Origin of the sequence: Kitasatospora sp. NPDC006697 (genome assembly GCF_042869935.1) — a bacterium.
Classification (GTDB): domain Bacteria; phylum Actinomycetota; class Actinomycetes; order Streptomycetales; family Streptomycetaceae; genus Kitasatospora.
Window position 1 is genome coordinate 394,344 of the sequence record NZ_JBIAGU010000001.1, and the last position, 16,444, is coordinate 410,787.

Genomic DNA, 16,444 nt, shown 5'->3' on the forward strand with positions numbered 1-16,444 from the left:
AAACGGATTCCCCGAGTCCCCTTGCCCCAAGCCCCTTCTGACCGGTGATCAGTTCATTCAGGAGACCGGGCGCTGCCAGGCCGCGTTCCAGGTCTGCTCACCCACCACGCCGTCCACCGTCAACAGCCAGCCGTGCGCGGTGGAGTCCTGCTGGAACTGCTCGCAGACCGCCTTGGACTGCGCGCCGTACCAGCCGTCCACCGTCAACGGCCAGCCCCGGTCCGCCATCCGCTGCTGCCAGGTGCGCACATTGCCGTCGTGCAGCAGCGGCTGCTGCAGCCGCAGGTACTCGCCCGGCCACGGCGGCGCCGACGTGCCGCCTCCGCCGCCGCTCGCCACGCTGCCGCCGCCGGGGCGCGGCGCCCCCGCCTGCACCCAGGCGTACAGCGGGTCCCCGGGGCAGTCCGTCGCGTACCCGTCCCGGTGCCCCTTGATCTCCGGCCCGGCCCCGCCCTCCTGCCGCAGTAGCTCGATGGCGTCCCGCAGACCGGTGAGCAGATCGTCGGTCGGCTGGGTGATCCCGGAGTTCCCGATCATCCCGCAGACGGCGTAGTGCGCGAGATTGAGGGGCTGGTTGCCGTTGGCACCGGTTTCATGGTGGAGGCCGCGCCCCTCGAAAACATATGAATGTACACAGATCAGATAGTTGTATGCGACGTCGATCCACCCCTGCGTGGTATCGGCCATGTGGGCGGCCTGGATATCCCGCACCCGGCCCGCGCACAGGCCGTGGTCGTTCAGCACGCCCGTCGGCACCTCGGTGCCCTCGTAGTGCACCTTGACGCCCTGGGTGGCGGCGACGTACGCCCACGGCTGCCGCGGCGGCTGCGCACCCCACTCGGCGCGACTGACGAACTTCATCTGCTCTCCTCTGCAAGGGAATTGTCGGGCACTCAAGAGCGATTCATTCGAGCCGAGTCGCTTATACCCAGCCCCCGGCGCTCGACTCCTCGAAAGTCCACGGGAAAGGAGTTCGACCGCGGGCATATCTGAAAGTCGGCCTATTCGACTTTCTCCGCCCCGCTATCGTGTTCCCACCACCAACCCCCATGCCCGAGGAGTCCCCCATGACCTCGCCACGTCCGCGGCGGCCGGCGCGTCCCCGGGAGGAGGTGCTGGCGGTGGCGATGGCGGCGATCGCGGAGCACGGGCTGGCGAAGCTGACCATGGCGGGGCTGGGCAAGCAGCTGGGGATGAGTGCGGGTCACCTGCTCTACTACTTCGGCAGCAAGGACCAGCTCCTCCTGGAGACGCTGCGGTGGAGCGAGGAGCAGCTCGGCGAGCGGCGGCGGGCGGTGCTGGGACGGGCCGGGGCCTCGGGGTGGGAGCGGTTCGCGGGGTACGCCGACCTGTACCTGGCCGACGGGCCGGGGGATCCGCGGTGGATCCTCTGGGTGGAGGTGTGGGGGCGGTCGCCGGCCAGTGCGGAGCTGCGGGCCGGGCAGTTGGAGATCGAGGCGCCGTGGCAGGCGGACCTGCGGGCGCTGATCGAGGAGGGGGTGGCGGCCGGCGAGTTCCGGGCCGGGTCGGCGGCCGCCGAGCGGGCCGCCCAGCTGCGGGCGCTGCTGGACGGGTTCTCGGTGCCGCTGGCGATCGGGCTGCCCGGGGTGGAGCGGGCCAGGTCACTGGCCCAGGTGCGGGCGGCGGCGGCCGCCCTGCTGGGCGTGGCGGCCGGCGACTGACGGCGGGTCAGCCGGTCCACAGGGCGATGGCGGTGCGGTCGTCGGCGTAGCCCTTGGCACGGACCTGGATCTGGCGCAGGAAGTCGACGGTGCCGGGCGGGTGCGGGTGCGACCAGTGGGTGGCGAGGAAGTTGCCGACGGCGGTCTCCTCGGCGATCGGCTCGGCCAGGCCAGGGGAGGCGAGCAGCAGTATGTCGCCGGGCGTGGCCGGGACCAGCCGGAACCGGAACGGGCGGGGCTCCGGGGCGGGCGCGGCGGCCTCCGGCCCGTCCGGGTGGTAGAGCAGCCTGGCGCCGTAGGCGTCGATCCAGTGGCCGGAGCGCAGCAGGTAGAGGCCGCCGGGGCCGAGGCCGAAGGCCGCCCGGTGGGTGGCCTGGGGGTCCAGGGAGATCAGCAGGCAGTGCAGCGAGCCGGCGTCGGGGGCGGCGGAGCGCAGCCCGGCGGCGGCCCCGGCGGTGAGCCGCTGGAGCCCGTAGCGCAGCCGGTCGCGGGCACCGGCGCGCAGGTCGGCGGCGAGTTCGGCGCGGCTGCGGCCGATCGCCTCGGCGAGCTGGACGGCCGCGTTGCGGATGGTGTCCGGCAGCGGCGGGATCGCCAGGTCGGGCTGGGTGGCCGGACCGGCGGAGGGGTCGGCGCCGGCCTCGGGCCAGCCGCCGCGGGCGCTGCGCGGGTCGGTGGCGGGGCGGGCGCGGCTGCCGAGCACGGCCAGCAGCAGGCCGTCGGGGGCCTCGCCGAACCGGGTGAGCAGCAGCGCGTCGGTGCGGGACTCGCCGCGGTAGCGGGCGGAGTCGCCGCGGATGGAGGCGGCGCGCAGGGTGAGGCCGGGGTACTGGGCGCCGTCGAGCACGGTGTCCGGGACCAGGGAGCCGAGCTGTTCGGGGTGGGCGGTGGGCAGCAGGGTCGGCTCGGGGTTGTAGGTGGGCGGGCGGGTGCCGACGTGCGGGGCGGGGTCGGGGCTGACGGCGGGAGCGGGGGCGGCCGGGGGCGGCGCGGGCGCCGCGGTCGGGGGGTCGGGCAGCGGCGCGGGCTCGGGCGCGGGCACCCGCGGGGGCCGGTCCGGCTTCACCAGTGACACCCGCACCACGGGCTCAGCGGGCTCCGCGGACTCAGCGGCTGCTTCAGCGGACTCGACGGGCTCGGCGAAGCCGACGGGCTCGACCGGCGGAGCGGGCTCGACCGGTCCGGCAGGCTCCCGCCGCGCCCTGGACTGGATGAACCCCACCGCCGAGGCGATCGAGTCGAACCACTCGTCCACCGTCTCGTCCCCGCCCTCCGCCTCCGGGGTGTCGGGGAGCCGGCCGGCCGGGCCCTCGTAGACCCGGTGCCACCAGGTGTCCGCCCGGTCGCTCTCGCGCGGTGCGGGCACGCTGTGGTCGGTCATCTGCGGACTCCTGTCGGTCAACCGGTCAGCGGGCGTGCTTGCTCGGTCCGGCGGGGGTCGAGCCGCGACGACATTCTCCCCATCACCGGGCCCGCTGTCCGGGGTTTCCGGAGGATCGCGAACGCACCACGACGAGATCAGGACGAGATCAGGACGAGGTGAAGCGGCCGGCGCGGGAGAGCGCGGACCGTGGATTAATCCGAAAGTAGCCGCCCGAGAGGGGGACCATTTCACCCATTCGGCTGACTAATATGTGCGCATGACCGCGCCAGGACCTGTCCGACCCATGCCGGGGAGCGCCGCATCCGCGGGCCGTCCGGCCGGTCCGGGATCCTCGGCCGCGGTCGGCCCGGGCCGCCTGCTCTCGGTGTCCTGGAGCCTATCGCTGATCGGTCTGCTGATCGCCCTGCTGATGGCGCTGCCGTGTGCGGGTTCGGCGAGGGCCGCCGCTCCGGCCCACCGGGGCGGTTCCGGGCAGGTCGCCGCGAGCGCCGCCGACGCGGTCGCCCCGGCCGTCCCCGCCCCGGCCGTGCCGGGTGCCGTGGCGCCGGCCGAGAAGGCCTGGTGCGCCTCCGACGCCCCGCTGCCCGGCCCGGGCCACGGCTGCTCCAGCAACCCGTGGTGCGCCGAGCAGTCGCAGCTGCCGAACGCCCCGCCGCAGCCCGGTGCCGCCGCGCTGCCGGTGCTGGTGCCCCCGTCCCCAGCGCCCGTGCGGGTACCGCTGGCCGCGGTGGACTGGCCGGCACCGACCCCTGATCTCCACCTGCTCCAGGTCAATCGGCCCTGAGCGGAACCCCCCGCGGGTCCGCCCCCGATCCCGTCCGTCCCCGCCGTCCCTCGGCACCGCTCCGGTGCCCGGCCGGCCGGGTGCGGTCCGGACGGCGGCTCCGCGGTCTCCCCCTCCCCCGTTACACCTCATGCCGCCGCGCGCCCGAGCCGCCGGCGGGGACAAGGAAGATCTCCGTGGGTTCCGCTTCCAAGCAGAGCAACCAGAACAGCAACCAGGCCGAGATCGGCAAGGCCAACGCCAACAAGCCCAAGGGCGGCAGCAAGCAGGCCACCGCCGACCGCCGCGAGCGGATCGCCAAGCTGCGCGCCGAGGAGCAGCGCCGCGAGAAGCGCACCAGGATGATCGCCTTCTCCGTCGCGGGCGTGCTGGTGGCGGCGACCATCGCCGGTGCCACGTACATCGTGATCGACGCCAACAACAAGCACGACAAGCAGGTGGCGGCGGCCAAGGCCCCGATCCCGGGTGTGAAGACCTGGGACAAGCTGACCCGCAACCACGTGCAGACCCCGGTCAACTACCCGATGACCCCGCCGGTCGGCGGCGACCACAACCCGGTCTGGCTGACCTGCATGGGCAACGTCTACGACCAGCCGGTGAAGAACGAGAACGCCGTCCACTCGCTGGAGCACGGCGCGGTCTGGGTGACCTACAACAGCAAGGCCACCCCGGACGACATCAAGACGCTCTCGGACAAGGTCAAGCTGACCCCGTACTCGATGATGAGCCCGTACCCGACCGAGGACGGCACCATCACACTGAGCGCCTGGGGCACCCAGCTGGTGGTCGACAGCGCCACCGACCCGCGGGTGAACGAGTTCTTCACCAAGTACGTGCAGGGCCCGCAGACCCAGGAGCCGGGCGCCTCCTGCAGCGGCGGGGCGATGCAGTGACGGCCGCCGACGAGTACGACGAGACCGCGGAACCGCAGGAGGCGGAGCCGGTGAAGCGGCGCCGCACCCTGTGGTGGCCGGCCGCGCTGGCGGCGACGGTGGCGCTCTGCCTCGGCGTGCCCGCACTGGTGGCCGGCGGATCCTCGGCCTCGGGCACCGCGATCACGGCGCCGGCGGACAGCTCGCCGGAGGCGGGCTTCGCCCGCGACATGGCGACCCACCACCAGCAGGCGATCGACCTCTCGTTCATCGTCCGGGACCGGACCACCGACGAGGAGGTCCGCAACCTCGCCTTCGACGTGATCAACACCCAGGCGAACCAGCGCGGCATGATGATGGGCTGGCTGGACCAGTGGGGTCTGACCCAGAACTCGTCCGCGGCGCCGATGGCCTGGATGAAGATGACCTACCAGGCGCACGACGGCTCGCTGATGCCCGGCATGGCCACCAACACCGAGATGGACAAGCTGCGCTCGCTCAGCGGCAAGGACGCGGAGGTCTTCTACCTCCAGCTGATGATCGAGCACCACAAGGGCGGCGTCGGCATGGCGCAGGGCTACGTGGACCTGTCGAAGAACCAGTCGGAGAAGCGGCTGGCGCAGTCGATGGTGACGGCGCAGAGCTCGGAGATCCAGCTGATGACGGACATGCTGGCCGAGCGGGGCGCGAAGCCGCTCTCCTGAGGCCGCTCCGCTGAAGCGGATCGCACCGCTACGGTTCTGAGACGGGGTCTCAGCTGACGAAACGTCGGCTGAGACCCCGTCTGGCTACGGGTTACGCTGTCCGGCATGCCAGCCGCTCCCCACTCCGACGCCGCCCCGTCCGCCGACGCTCCCGACACCGAGGACCCGCTGGGCTTCGAGCCCGCGCAGCGGCTGACCGACGTGGTGACGAGGCTGCGCCGGGCACTGCGCAGCAGCATCCGCACCGACTACCCGTGGGAGTCGCTGCCGATGGCGCAGGTGGAGCTGCTGCAGACGCTGGCGGCGGCGCCGCTGCGGGTCGGCGAGCTGGCGGCCCGGCAGCGGCTGGCGCCGAACACGGTGAGCGGGCTGGTCAGCAAGCTGCTGGAGGCCGGCTTCGTGGACCGCCAGGCGGACCCGGGCGACCGGCGCACCGCCCGGATCGCGCTGACGGCGGCCGGGCACCAGCAGTTGGAGGACTGGCAGCGGGCCCACGAGCGGCGGATAGCGACGGCGCTGAGCACCCTCTCCGCCGCAGACCACGCGGCGGTGATGGCCGCGCTGCCGGGGCTGGAGCACCTGGCCACCGCGCTGGCCGGCCCGAAGGAGTCCTGAGGACCCCTCAGCCCGCCAGCGCCCAGAGGTGGTGCACGGCGTAGGACCGCCAGGGCGCCCAGGCACGGGCGGCCGCGTCGGCGCCCTTGGGGTCGGCCGGCCCGTCGAGCCGGGTGAGGCCGTGCCGGATGCCGATGTCGGTGGGCAGGAAGACGTCGGGGTCGCCGAGCGCGCGCATCCGCAGGTAGCCGACCGTCCACGGGCCGATGCCGCGCAGCGCGAGCAGCTGCTCGGCGGCGGCCTCGCGGTCCACCCCGCCGTCCAGCTGCACGGTGCCCTCGGCGAGCGCGGCGCACATGCCGCGCAGCGCGTTCTGCCGGGAGACCGGCATCGCCAGGTCGGCGGAGTCGGCGTCGGCGAGCGCGGCGGCGGTCGGGAAGAGCACGCTGAGGCCGCCACTGGGCTCGGGCAGCGGGGTGCCGTAGCGGGCGGCGAGCCGGCCGGCCAGGGTGCGGGCGGCGCTGACGGTGATCTGCTGGCCGAGCACGGCGCGCACCGCGAGCTCGTGCGGGTCGACGTGGCCGGGCGAGCGCAGCCCGGGGCGGGCGGCGACGGCGGGGCCGAGCAGCGGGTCGGCGCCCAGCTGCTCGCCGACGGTGTGCGGGTCGGCGTCGAGGTCGAAGAGCGCGCGCAGCCGGTGCACGGCGGTGGTGAGGTCGCGCAGGTCGGTGAGGTGCAGCCGGCAGTCGAGCCAGCCGCGGTCGGCGGGGGCGCCCGGCGGCAGGCCGTCCACCTCGGCGACGGCGGGGCCGTGCGGCAGGGCGAGGGTGCGGCGGTAGGTGCGGTGGGTGCCCCCCACCACCTCCTCCACGCCGGGGACGGCGCGCAGGGCGAGGAAGTCCATCAGGTGGCCGGTGTCGATCGGCCCCCGGTAGGCGAGCCGCAGCGCGAGCGCGCCGGCGGTCGCGGTGGCCCGCTTCGCCCCGGCCTCGGCGCGCAGCCCGCTGGGCGTGCGGTCGTAGACCTCGCGGACGGTGTCGTTGAACTGCCGTACGGAGGCGAAGCCGGCCGCGAACGCGACCTCGGTGACCGGCAGGTCGGTGGTCTGCAGCAGCAGCCGCGCCGCCTGCGCCCGCTGGGCGCGCGCGAGGGCGATCGGCCCGGCGCCGAGCTCCGCGGTCAGCTGCCGCTGCAGCTGCCGGGCGCTGTAGCCGAGCCGGGTGGCGAGCCCGGCCACGCCCTCCCGGTCGACCACCCCGTCCCCGATCAGCCGCATCGCCCGGCCCACCAGGTCCGCCCGGTGGTTCCACTCCGGCGACCCGGGCACCGAGTCCGGCCGGCACCGCCGGCAGGCCCGGAACCCGGCGCCCTGGGCGGCCGCCGCGGTCGGGTAGAACGTGCAGTTGACCCGCTTCGGGGTCACGGCCGGACAGCTGGGCCGGCAGTAGATCCCGGTCGTGGTGACGGCCGTGAAGAAGACCCCATCGAACCTGGCGTCCCGGCTGTCCACCGCCCGGTACCGCGTCTCGTCATCGATCACGCACCCCAGTCTGCTCCCGCCGCGACCGCAGGCCTAGCGGAAATCGGACACGACCGTCGGCCCGCCCCGGCGAGGGCGGGCGACGGTCGTGAGGGTGCTCAGTTCGGCTGGCGGGACCCGTGCCACGGGCGGATGTTGCCACGGGCGTTCTTCGAGCGCTGCTTCCACAGCCGTTCGCGTTCGGCCGCCAGGCGGGCGTCGCTGCGGGAGGCGATCCACTCGTTCTCGCGCTGCAGCTTGAGGTAGCTCTCCCAGCGTCGCTGCGGCAGGGTGCCGTCGGCCAGCGCCGCTTGCACGGCGCAGCCGGGCTCGGTGGCGTGGGAGCAGTCGGGGAAGCGGCACTGCCCGGCCAGCTCGTCGATCTCGGCGAAGGCGCGCTGCAGGCCCTCGCCGCCGTAGAGGCCGACGCCGCGCAGGCCGGGGGTGTCGATCAGCACGCCGCCGCCGGGGAGCGCGAAGAGCTCCCGGGTGGTCGTGGTGTGCCGCCCCTTCTCGTCGCTGTCGCGGGTGCGCTGGACGGTCATCACCTGATCGCCCGTCAGCGCGTTGGTGAGGGTGGACTTGCCCGCGCCGGACTGCCCGATCAGCGCGCTGGTGCGGCCCATGCAGGCGCGCAGCACGTCCAGGCCGGCGCCGGTCTCGGCGCTGACCACCAGCACGGTGGTGCCGGGGGCGATCCGCTCGACGTCCTCGCGGACGAACTCGGCGTCGTCCACCAGGTCGCCCTTGGTGAGCACGACCAGCGGTTCGGCGCCGCTCTCGTAGGCCAGGGCGAGGAAGCGCTCGACCCGGCCGAGGTCGGGGTCGGCGGCGAGCGAGACGGCGATCAGCACGGTGTCCACGTTGGCGGCCAGCAGCTGGCCGTCCGAGCGCTTGCCCGCCACCTTGCGCACGATGGCGGTGCGGCGGGGCAGCACGGCGGCGACGGTGGCCATCGGCTCGGCCCGCGGGTCGACCGCGACCCAGTCGCCGGTGCACGGGCTGTCGAGCGGGTCGCCGCCGCTGACCGGGCGGGTGTCGACCCGCAGGGTGTGCGCCTGCCCGGTGTCGGGGTCGGTGAGGACTGCGTCGGCGCGGCCGCGGTCGACCCGGGCGATCCGGGCCGGGCACAGGCCGGCTTCGGCGAGGGGGGCGAAGAGCTCGTCGAGCTCGTCGGTCCAGCCATAAGAGGTGAGAGCGGTGGAGACGGGTGCGTCGAACAACGCGGTGAAGCCCTTCGGGAGGAAGTGATCCCGGGGGGGGCTGAGCGATCGTCAGCCGGCGGCCGGGAACTGCAGGGGGGTGCGGGCGCTGCCCTGGGCAGCGTGGAACACGGCGACAGCCATCGGGCCCACCTCCTGCTTCTGCTTCGAACCGACGGTCGGATACGTCTCCAACGGAACGCGGACGCAGCCTAGAACACCCGCCCCGCAGCCCGCACCTGGTTTTCCCGCGGGCCCCTCAGCGCCCGTCCCACGGCGGCCGCGGCGGCTGCGCCGGCAGCGAGGTGTCCGCCGGGCCGGGGTCCGCCGGGTACCGCCCGTCGGCCCCCCAGGGCTCGGCGGGCCGCGGCGGCACCGGCTGCACGGGGGGACCGGGCTGCGCGGGAGGCACCGGCGGCACGGGCGGAACCGGCGGAACCCGGTGCCCGTGCACGCCCGCGGCGCCCTCGCCGCGCTCCGGCCGGTCGCTGTCCGGCGGGGGCGGCTGCGCGCGCCGCCGCCGGGCCCGGCCGCCGCCGGCCAGCCGCCCGCGCACGTTCCCCGGCGCCAGGAAGTCCGCCCACCGCTCCGGGTACTCGCTGGGCGCGTCGTCGTCCTCGCCGTCCTCCTCGGCGTCGTACTCCTCCTCGTAACCGTCCGCGAGCCCCAGCACCCGGGCCAGCTCGGCCCGCTCGGCAGCCCGCCGGGCGCCCGCCTCGCGGACCAGCGCGGCGGCCGCGTGCTCGCTGGCCCGCTCGTTCTCGGCCCGGCCCTCGGCGGTCTCCACGCTGGGCCAGCGCCGGTCTATCGCGGCGTTCATCGCCGCGCCGACCAGCACGGCGAGCGCCACCACGAAGATCCACAGCAGCACGGCGACCGGCGCCGCCAGCGAGCCGTAGACGGTCGGCCCCTCCACCGAGTGCACCAGGTAGAGCCGCAGCACCAGGCTGCAGATCACCAGCACCCCGAGCGCCACCAGCGCCCCGGGGATGTCCTCCCGCCAGGGCGTGTTGGCGGGCACGGCGAGGTGGTAGAGCGTGGTGAGGAAGACGATCAGCAGCAGGATCGCGACCGGCCAGTACAGCGCCGAGACCACCCCGGCGATGGTCGGCACGGCGGCCACCACCAGCCCGGGCCCGGCCACCAGCAGCGGCAGCACCAGCGAGCCGATCACCAGCGCGCCCATGTAGAGGGCCAGCGACATGGCGCGGGTCTTCACGATGCCGCGCTTGCCGTCCAGCCCGTACATCACGGTGATGGTGTCGATGAAGATGTAGAGCGCCCTGGAACCCGACCAGAGCGAGAGCAGGAAGCCGATCGAGATCAGGTCGGGCCGGCCGTTGGCGAAGACGCTGTTCAGCAGCGGCTGCACGATCTGGTGGATCGAGGAGGGCGAGAGCACCGTGCCGGCGGCCGTGAGGATGTCCGCCTGCAGCTTCTCGATGGTGCCGGCGCCGAGCAGGTCGTCCAGGTAGCCGAGGGTGCCCGCCAGGCAGAGCAGCAGCGGCGGGATGGAGAGCAGGGTGAAGAACGCGGCCTCGGCGGCGAGGCCGGTGACCCGGTACTCGACGCAGGTGTTGGTGGTGTCCTTGACCAGCTCCCAGGCGGTGGCCCGCCAGTTCGACCGGCGGGCGGCACGCCGGCTTCCCTTGCCCCGGCGCCGGGAGGGCCGTTCGGCGCCGGCTCTGCTGGTCTCACCTGGTGACTGCACGGTCCTAAGGTATCGGGCGGCGCGGAACCGGTGCTCACAGCCGCCCCGGAACACCGCGAATCCCCAGCCGTACCAGCATTCGAAACAAACGAGTCCGCACTCTGGACAGCAGTGGACCCGGAATAGTTCGGCATGCGAGTCTCTTGCCATGCCTAGCGCCGGAACCACCCTAGTTGGTCGACTCCACGTCGATCTCCTTCGCGTGTCCAGCGCCATCTGTCCGGTGATCTGAGAGCTACCCCCGAGCTGCCCCCCACCGCACCGGCGCCACCCCGCTGCCATCCCCGCCGTCGCGGATGCGCCCAGCTCCCGGTCCCGATCGCCGTCCCGCCGCCCTGCCCGCCCCGCGCACAGGCAGCACCGGGAACCGCAGGTCACGGCCGGGAGCGGGCGCGGCCCCGCATCAGAGCCAGCTGCCCGAAGGACATCACATGGCCACCAACCCCGACCAGGTCGAGGCCCAGCCCGCGAGCGCGCCCGAGGCGCCCCGCACCACTGGCGCCCGCAAGACCCGCCACCGCGGCGAGGGTCAGTGGGGCATGGGCCACTTCACCCCGCTGAACGCCAACGAGCAGTTCAAGAAGGACGACGACGGTCTCAACGTGCGGACGCGCATTGAGACGATCTACGCCCACCGGGGCTTCGACTCGATCGACCCGACCGACCTGCGCGGCCGGATGCGCTGGTGGGGGCTGTACACCCAGCGCAAGGAGGGGATCGACGGCGGCAAGACCGCGATCCTGGAGCCGCACGAGCTGGACGCCGAGTTCTTCATGCTCCGGGTCCGGATCGACGGCGGCCGCCTGACCGTGGCCCAGTTGAACGCGATCGCCGAGGTCTCCCAGCAGTACGCCCGCGGCACCGCGGACCTGACCGACCGGCAGAACATCCAGTTCCACTGGATCCGGATCGAGGACGTCCCGGCGGTCTGGCAGAAGCTCGAGGCGGTCGGCCTGTCCACCACCGAGGCCTGCGGCGACACCCCGCGCACCATCCTCGGCTCCCCCGTCGCGGGCGTGGCCGCGAACGAGATCATCGACGGCACCCCGGCGATCGACGAGATCCAGCGCCGCTTCATCGGCGACCCGGCCTTCTCCAACCTGCCGCGCAAGTTCAAGACCGCGATCTCCGGCTCCCCGCTGCTGGACGTGGCGCACGAGATCAACGACATCGCCTTCGTCGGCGTGGTCCACCCCGAGCACGGCCCGGGCTTCGACCTCTGGGTCGGCGGCGGCCTCTCCACCAACCCCAAGCTGGGCGTGCGCCTGGGCGCCTGGGTGCCGCTGCACGAGGTGGCCGACGTCTGGGCCGGCGTCTGCGGCATCTTCCGCGACTACGGCTACCGCCGCCTGCGCAACCGGGCCCGGCTGAAGTTCCTGGTCGCCGACTGGGGCCCGGCCAAGTTCCGCCAGGTGCTGGAGGACGAGTACCTCAAGTACCAGCTGGTGGACGGCCCGGCGCCGGTCGAGCCGAGCGGCGTCTGGCGCGACCACGTCGGCGTGCACGAGCAGCTGGACGGCAACTTCTACGTCGGCTTCGCCCCGCGGGTCGGCCGGGTGGACGGCGCCCTGCTCGGCAAGGTGGCCGCGCTGGCCGCCGAGCACGGCTCGGACCGGCTGCGCACCACCGCCGAGCAGAAGATGCTGGTGCTGGACGTGCCGGCGGAGAAGGTCGCCTCGCTGGTGGCCGGCCTGGAGGCGCTGGACCTGCGGGTCACCCCCTCCCCGTTCCGCCGCGGCACGATGGCCTGCACCGGCATCGAGTACTGCAAGCTGGCGATCGTCGAGACCAAGGAGCGCGGCCGCTCGCTGATCGACGAGCTGGAGGCCCGGCTCCCCGGGTTCGACGAGCCGCTGACCATCAACATCAACGGCTGCCCGAACGCCTGCGCCCGGATCCAGACCGCCGACATCGGCCTCAAGGGCCAGCTGGTGACGGACGACCAGGGCAACCAGGTGGAGGGCTACCAGGTGCACCTGGGCGGCGCGCTCGGCCTGGACGCCGGCTTCGGCCGCAAGGTGCGCGGCCTCAAGGTGACCAAGGACGGACTGGCGGACTACATCGAGCGCCTGCTGACCCGCTTCCAGGCGGAGCGGTCCGAGGGCGAGCGGTTCGCCCAGTGGGCGGCCCGGGCCGGCGAGGAGCAGCTGTCGTGAGCGAGCGAGCGGCCCCGTTCCATTGCCCGTACTGCGGCGACGAGGACCTGCGCCCGTCGGCCGAGGGCGGGCACGGGGCCTGGGAATGCGGCAGCTGCCGTCGCGCTTTCCAACTGAAGTTCCTTGGCCTGCTTTCACCTTCGAACGGGGGAGCGACAGATGAGCACCGCCACTGATCTTGAGGCACTGGCCACCGCCGCCGGGCGCGAGCTGGAGGAGGCCCCGGCGCAGGAGATCATGCGCTGGGCGGCCGGGACCTTCGGCAGCAAGCTCTGCGTCACCTCCTCGATGGAGGACGCGGTGGTCGCCCACCTCGCCTCCACCGCACTGCCGGGCATCGACGTGGTCTTCCTGGACACCGGCTACCACTTCCCGGAGACCATCGGCACCCGGGACGCGGTGGCGGCGGTCATGCCGGTCAACGTCATCACCCTGACCCCGCGTCAGACCGTGGCCGAGCAGGACGCCGAGTACGGGCCGAACCTGCACGACCGCGACCCCGACCTGTGCTGCTCGCTGCGCAAGGTCGAGCCGCTGCAGCGCGGGCTGATGGCCTACGACGCCTGGGCCACCGGCCTGCGCCGCGACGAGTCGCCGAGCCGGGCCGACACCCCGGTGGTGGCCTGGGACGCCAAGCGCCGCAAGGTGAAGATCGCCCCGATCGCCCGCTGGACCCAGGACGACGTGGACGCCTACGTCCAGGCCAACGGCGTGCTGGTCAACCCGCTGCTGTGGGAGGGCTACACCAGCGTCGGCTGCTCCCCGCTCTCCTGCACCCGCAAGCCGGGCGAGGGCGAGGACGGCCGCTCGGGCCGCTGGGCGGGGTCCGGCAAGACCGAGTGCGGAATCCATCTCTGATGGCCAGACGACACGGCCATCTCTGACGGCCGGACGACACGACCCCCGGGCCTGACCCGCCGTCAGAGTCGAGATCACACCTCCCGGCTCTGGACACCCGAACTGACCTGCGCTTCTCTTAATTTCTCTTACTTAATTTTGGAGTGAAACGTGACCACAGCCGACACCCTGGCCGCCGCGGCGGCGGCCACCGGGGCCGCTGTGGGCGAGCGCGGCGCCACGGTGTGGCTGACCGGCCTGCCCAGCGCCGGCAAGACCACCCTCGCCTTCGCGCTGGCCGAGCGGCTGCGCGCCGAGGGCCACAAGGTCGAGGTGCTGGACGGTGACGAGATCCGGGAGTTCCTCTCCAAGGGCCTCGGCTTCACCGAGGAGGACCGGCACACCAACGTCACCCGGATCGGCTTCGTCGCCGAGAAGCTGGCCCGCAACGGGGTCAAGGTGCTCGCCCCGGTGATCGCGCCCTACGCCCGCTCCCGCGCGGCCGTCCGGGCCCGGCACGCCGAGCAGGGCGCCGAGTTCCTGGAGATCCACGTCGCCACCCCGGTCGAGCTCTGCTCCGAGCGCGACGTCAAGGGCCTGTACGCCAAGCAGGCCGCCGGTGAGATCTCCGGTCTCACCGGCGTGGACGACCCGTACGAGGCGCCCGAGGACCCGGAGCTGCGGCTGCAGACCCAGGGCCGCTCGGTCACCGAGTCCGCCGCCGAACTGCACGCCTTCCTGGCCGAGAGGGGTCTGGCATGACGACCGCGACCGCACGCCCGATCGAGCACAGCGACACCCCGTACGCGCTCTCCCACCTGGACGCCCTCGAAGCCGAGGCCGTGCACATCTTCCGCGAGGTGGCGGGCGAGTTCGAGCGGCCGGTGATCCTCTTCTCCGGCGGCAAGGACTCGATCCTGATGCTCCACCTGGCGCTGAAGGCCTTCGCCCCCGCGCCGATCCCGTTCGCCCTGCTGCACGTGGACACGGGGCACAACTTCCCCGAGGTCATCGCCTACCGCGACCGCGTGGTGGCCGAGCACAGCCTGCGCCTGCACGTCGCGAACGTCCAGGACTTCATCGACGACGGCCGGCTGCGCGAGCGCCCCGACGGCACCCGCAACCCGCTGCAGACCGTCCCGCTGCTCGACGCCATCGAGAGCAACAAGTTCGACGCCGTCTTCGGCGGCGGCCGCCGGGACGAGGAGAAGGCCCGCGCCAAGGAGCGCGTCTTCTCGCTGCGCGACGAGTTCGGCGCCTGGGACCCGCGCCGCCAGCGCCCCGAGCTCTGGTCGCTCTACAACGGCCGGCACGCCCCGGGCGAGCACGTCCGGGTCTTCCCGATCTCCAACTGGACCGAGCTGGACGTCTGGCAGTACATCGAGCGCGAGCGGATCGCCCTGCCGGAGATCTACTTCGCCCACGAGCGCGAGGTCTTCAAGCGCGACGGCATGTGGCTGACCGCCGGCGAGTGGGGCGGCCCGAAGGAGACCGAGACGGTCGAGCGCCGCCTGGTCCGCTACCGCACGGTCGGCGACATGTCCTGCACCGGCGCCGTCGACTCCGACGCCGCCACCATCCAGCAGGTCATCACCGAGATCGCCGCCAGCCGGCTCACCGAGCGCGGCGCCACCCGGGCCGACGACAAGCTCTCCGAAGCCGCCATGGAAGACCGCAAGCGCGAGGGGTACTTCTAAGCATGTCCAGCAACACCGTCGAGTCCGCCGAACTCACCGCCACCTCCCTGCTGCGCTTCGCCACCGCGGGCTCCGTCGACGACGGCAAGTCCACGCTGGTCGGCCGCCTGCTGCACGACTCCAAGTCGGTGCTCGCCGACCAGCTGGAGGCCGTCGAGCACGCCTCCCGCAAGCGCGGCCAGGAGGCCCCCGACCTCGCGCTGCTCACCGACGGCCTGCGCGCCGAGCGCGAGCAGGGCATCACCATCGACGTGGCGTACCGCTACTTCGCCACCGCCCGGCGCCGGTTCATCCTCGCCGACACCCCGGGGCACGTGCAGTACACCCGCAACATGGTCACCGGCGCCTCCACCGCCGAGCTGGCCGTGGTGCTGGTGGACGCCCGCAACGGCGTGGTCGAGCAGACCCGCCGGCACGCGGCGGTCGCCGCCCTGCTGCGGGTGCCGCACGTGGTCCTCGCGGTCAACAAGATGGACCTGGTCGACTACGCCGAGCCGGTCTTCGCCGCCATCGCCGAGGAGTTCACCGCCTACGCGGGCAGCCTGGGCGTCACCGACATCGTCGCCGTCCCGATCTCGGCGCTCGCCGGGGACAACGTGGTCGAGCCCTCCGCGCACATGGACTGGTACGGCGGCCCGACGCTGCTGGAGCACCTGGAGACCGTCCCGGTCGGCTCCGACCCGTCCACCGAGCCGGCCCGGTTCCCGGTCCAGTACGTGATCCGGCCGCAGACCGCCGAGCTGCCCGACTACCGCGGCTACGCGGGCCAGCTGGCCTCCGGCGTGCTGCGCACCGGCGACACCGTCACGGTGCTGCCGGCCGGCCGCACCACCACCGTCGCCGGCATCGACGTGCTGGGCGTGGAGACCGACATCGCCTGGGCGCCGCAGTCGGTCACCGTGCGGCTGGCCGAGGACATCGACGTCTCCCGCGGCGACCTGATCGCGGCCGGCCCGCTGCCGGAGCCGGTCAAGGACGTCGAGGCGACCGTCTGCCACCTGCACGAGCGCCCGCTCAAGGCCGGTGACAAGGTGCTGCTCAAGCACACCACCCGCACCGTGCGCGCGCTGGTCAAGGAGATCGCCTACCGGGTGGACATCGACACCCTGCGGCCCACCGGCGCCGGCGAGCTGCACGTCAACGAGATCGGCCGGATCGTCCTGCGCACCGCCGAACCGCTGGCGCTGGACTCCTACGCCGACAACCGCCGCACCGGCTCGTTCCTGCTGATCGACCCGGCCGACGGCACCACGCTCACGGCCGGCATGGCCGGCGAAGCCTTCGACGGGGCGCTGGCCGCTCCGGCCGAAGCGGAAGAGGAGGACTGGGTCTGATGTCCGG

17 protein-coding genes are annotated in these 16,444 nt (G+C 73.4%); 12 read left to right on the forward strand and 5 right to left on the reverse strand.

Translation table 11 applies throughout. From position 1 onward, the window contains the following. Positions 1 to 57 precede the first annotated feature (57 nt). Positions 58 to 861: an N-acetylmuramoyl-L-alanine amidase gene (locus ACFYNO_RS01735; RefSeq protein WP_388003488.1), complete on the reverse strand. Its 804-nt coding sequence runs from the start codon at positions 859 to 861 to the stop codon at positions 58 to 60. 206 nt (positions 862 to 1,067) lie between these two features. Between ACFYNO_RS01735 and ACFYNO_RS01740 the strand changes: the two genes are divergently transcribed. Further along, positions 1,068 to 1,682 carry a TetR/AcrR family transcriptional regulator gene (locus ACFYNO_RS01740; protein WP_388003491.1) on the forward strand — a complete coding sequence of 205 codons (615 nt, stop codon included), beginning with the start codon at positions 1,068 to 1,070 and terminating at the stop codon, positions 1,680 to 1,682. Between the two features lie 7 nt (positions 1,683 to 1,689). Here the strand turns inward: ACFYNO_RS01740 and ACFYNO_RS01745 are convergent, their stop codons facing one another. Then, positions 1,690 to 3,063 (reverse strand): protein phosphatase 2C domain-containing protein, encoded by a 1,374-nt coding sequence (locus ACFYNO_RS01745; RefSeq protein WP_388003494.1) that lies wholly within the window; start codon positions 3,061 to 3,063, stop codon positions 1,690 to 1,692. Positions 3,064 to 3,430: 367 nt separating this feature from the next. Between ACFYNO_RS01745 and ACFYNO_RS01750 the strand changes: the two genes are divergently transcribed. The 4 genes from ACFYNO_RS01750 to ACFYNO_RS01765 all read left to right on the forward strand — a co-directional run bounded on the left by ACFYNO_RS01750 (position 3,431) and on the right by ACFYNO_RS01765 (position 6,041). Continuing rightward, a complete protein-coding gene (locus ACFYNO_RS01750; RefSeq protein WP_388003497.1) occupies positions 3,431 to 3,850 on the forward strand; it encodes a hypothetical protein in 420 nt (139 codons plus the stop codon). Between the two features lie 176 nt (positions 3,851 to 4,026). Then, on the forward strand, positions 4,027 to 4,743 hold the full coding sequence (locus ACFYNO_RS01755; RefSeq protein WP_388003500.1) for a DUF3105 domain-containing protein: 717 nt from the start codon (positions 4,027 to 4,029) through the stop codon (positions 4,741 to 4,743). Beyond that, the gene (locus ACFYNO_RS01760; protein ID WP_388003503.1) at positions 4,740 to 5,426 is read left to right on the forward strand and encodes a DUF305 domain-containing protein; all 687 of its coding nucleotides are present in this window, start codon (positions 4,740 to 4,742) and stop codon (positions 5,424 to 5,426) included. The genes ACFYNO_RS01755 and ACFYNO_RS01760 overlap by 4 nt, the downstream gene beginning before the upstream one ends. Before the next feature lie 105 nt (positions 5,427 to 5,531). Further along, positions 5,532 to 6,041 (forward strand): MarR family winged helix-turn-helix transcriptional regulator, encoded by a 510-nt coding sequence (locus ACFYNO_RS01765; protein WP_388003506.1) that lies wholly within the window; start codon positions 5,532 to 5,534, stop codon positions 6,039 to 6,041. 7 nt (positions 6,042 to 6,048) lie between these two features. Here the strand turns inward: ACFYNO_RS01765 and ACFYNO_RS01770 are convergent, their stop codons facing one another. From ACFYNO_RS01770 to ACFYNO_RS01780, 3 genes are all read right to left on the reverse strand, one after another. Further along, the gene (locus ACFYNO_RS01770) at positions 6,049 to 7,521 is read right to left on the reverse strand and encodes an AlkA N-terminal domain-containing protein (RefSeq protein WP_388003509.1); all 1,473 of its coding nucleotides are present in this window, start codon (positions 7,519 to 7,521) and stop codon (positions 6,049 to 6,051) included. A gap of 98 nt (positions 7,522 to 7,619) precedes the next feature. Further along, positions 7,620 to 8,723, reverse strand: coding sequence for a ribosome small subunit-dependent GTPase A (gene rsgA, locus ACFYNO_RS01775; RefSeq protein ID WP_388003512.1), 1,104 nt, complete (start codon positions 8,721 to 8,723; stop codon positions 7,620 to 7,622). A gap of 238 nt (positions 8,724 to 8,961) precedes the next feature. After that, complete coding sequence (locus tag ACFYNO_RS01780) at positions 8,962 to 10,413, reverse strand: YihY/virulence factor BrkB family protein (RefSeq protein WP_388003515.1); 1,452 nt, start codon at positions 10,411 to 10,413, stop codon at positions 8,962 to 8,964. Between the two features lie 148 nt (positions 10,414 to 10,561). On the opposite strand from ACFYNO_RS01780, the gene ACFYNO_RS01785 reads away from it, so the two are divergent. The 7 genes from ACFYNO_RS01785 to ACFYNO_RS01815 all read left to right on the forward strand — a co-directional run bounded on the left by ACFYNO_RS01785 (position 10,562) and on the right by ACFYNO_RS01815 (position 16,437). Beyond that, positions 10,562 to 10,645, forward strand: coding sequence for a putative leader peptide (locus ACFYNO_RS01785; protein WP_329492070.1), 84 nt, complete (start codon positions 10,562 to 10,564; stop codon positions 10,643 to 10,645). A 199-nt stretch (positions 10,646 to 10,844) separates the two neighbouring features. Then, positions 10,845 to 12,569 (forward strand): nitrite/sulfite reductase, encoded by a 1,725-nt coding sequence (locus tag ACFYNO_RS01790; RefSeq protein WP_388003518.1) that lies wholly within the window; start codon positions 10,845 to 10,847, stop codon positions 12,567 to 12,569. Next, positions 12,566 to 12,745 (forward strand): hypothetical protein, encoded by a 180-nt coding sequence (locus ACFYNO_RS01795; protein ID WP_388003521.1) that lies wholly within the window; start codon positions 12,566 to 12,568, stop codon positions 12,743 to 12,745. Before ACFYNO_RS01790 ends, ACFYNO_RS01795 begins: the two co-directional genes overlap by 4 nt. Next, complete coding sequence (locus ACFYNO_RS01800) at positions 12,729 to 13,427, forward strand: phosphoadenylyl-sulfate reductase (protein ID WP_388003524.1); 699 nt, start codon at positions 12,729 to 12,731, stop codon at positions 13,425 to 13,427. The genes ACFYNO_RS01795 and ACFYNO_RS01800 overlap by 17 nt, the downstream gene beginning before the upstream one ends. 168 nt (positions 13,428 to 13,595) lie before the next feature. Then, complete coding sequence (gene cysC / locus ACFYNO_RS01805) at positions 13,596 to 14,168, forward strand: adenylyl-sulfate kinase (RefSeq protein WP_388004302.1); 573 nt, start codon at positions 13,596 to 13,598, stop codon at positions 14,166 to 14,168. Continuing rightward, positions 14,165 to 15,103, forward strand: coding sequence for a sulfate adenylyltransferase subunit CysD (cysD, locus tag ACFYNO_RS01810; protein ID WP_388003527.1), 939 nt, complete (start codon positions 14,165 to 14,167; stop codon positions 15,101 to 15,103). The genes cysC and cysD overlap by 4 nt, the downstream gene beginning before the upstream one ends. A 2-nt stretch (positions 15,104 to 15,105) precedes the next feature. Next, positions 15,106 to 16,437 carry a sulfate adenylyltransferase subunit 1 gene (locus ACFYNO_RS01815; RefSeq protein WP_388003530.1) on the forward strand — a complete coding sequence of 444 codons (1,332 nt, stop codon included), beginning with the start codon at positions 15,106 to 15,108 and terminating at the stop codon, positions 16,435 to 16,437. Positions 16,438 to 16,444: the final 7 nt, after the last annotated feature.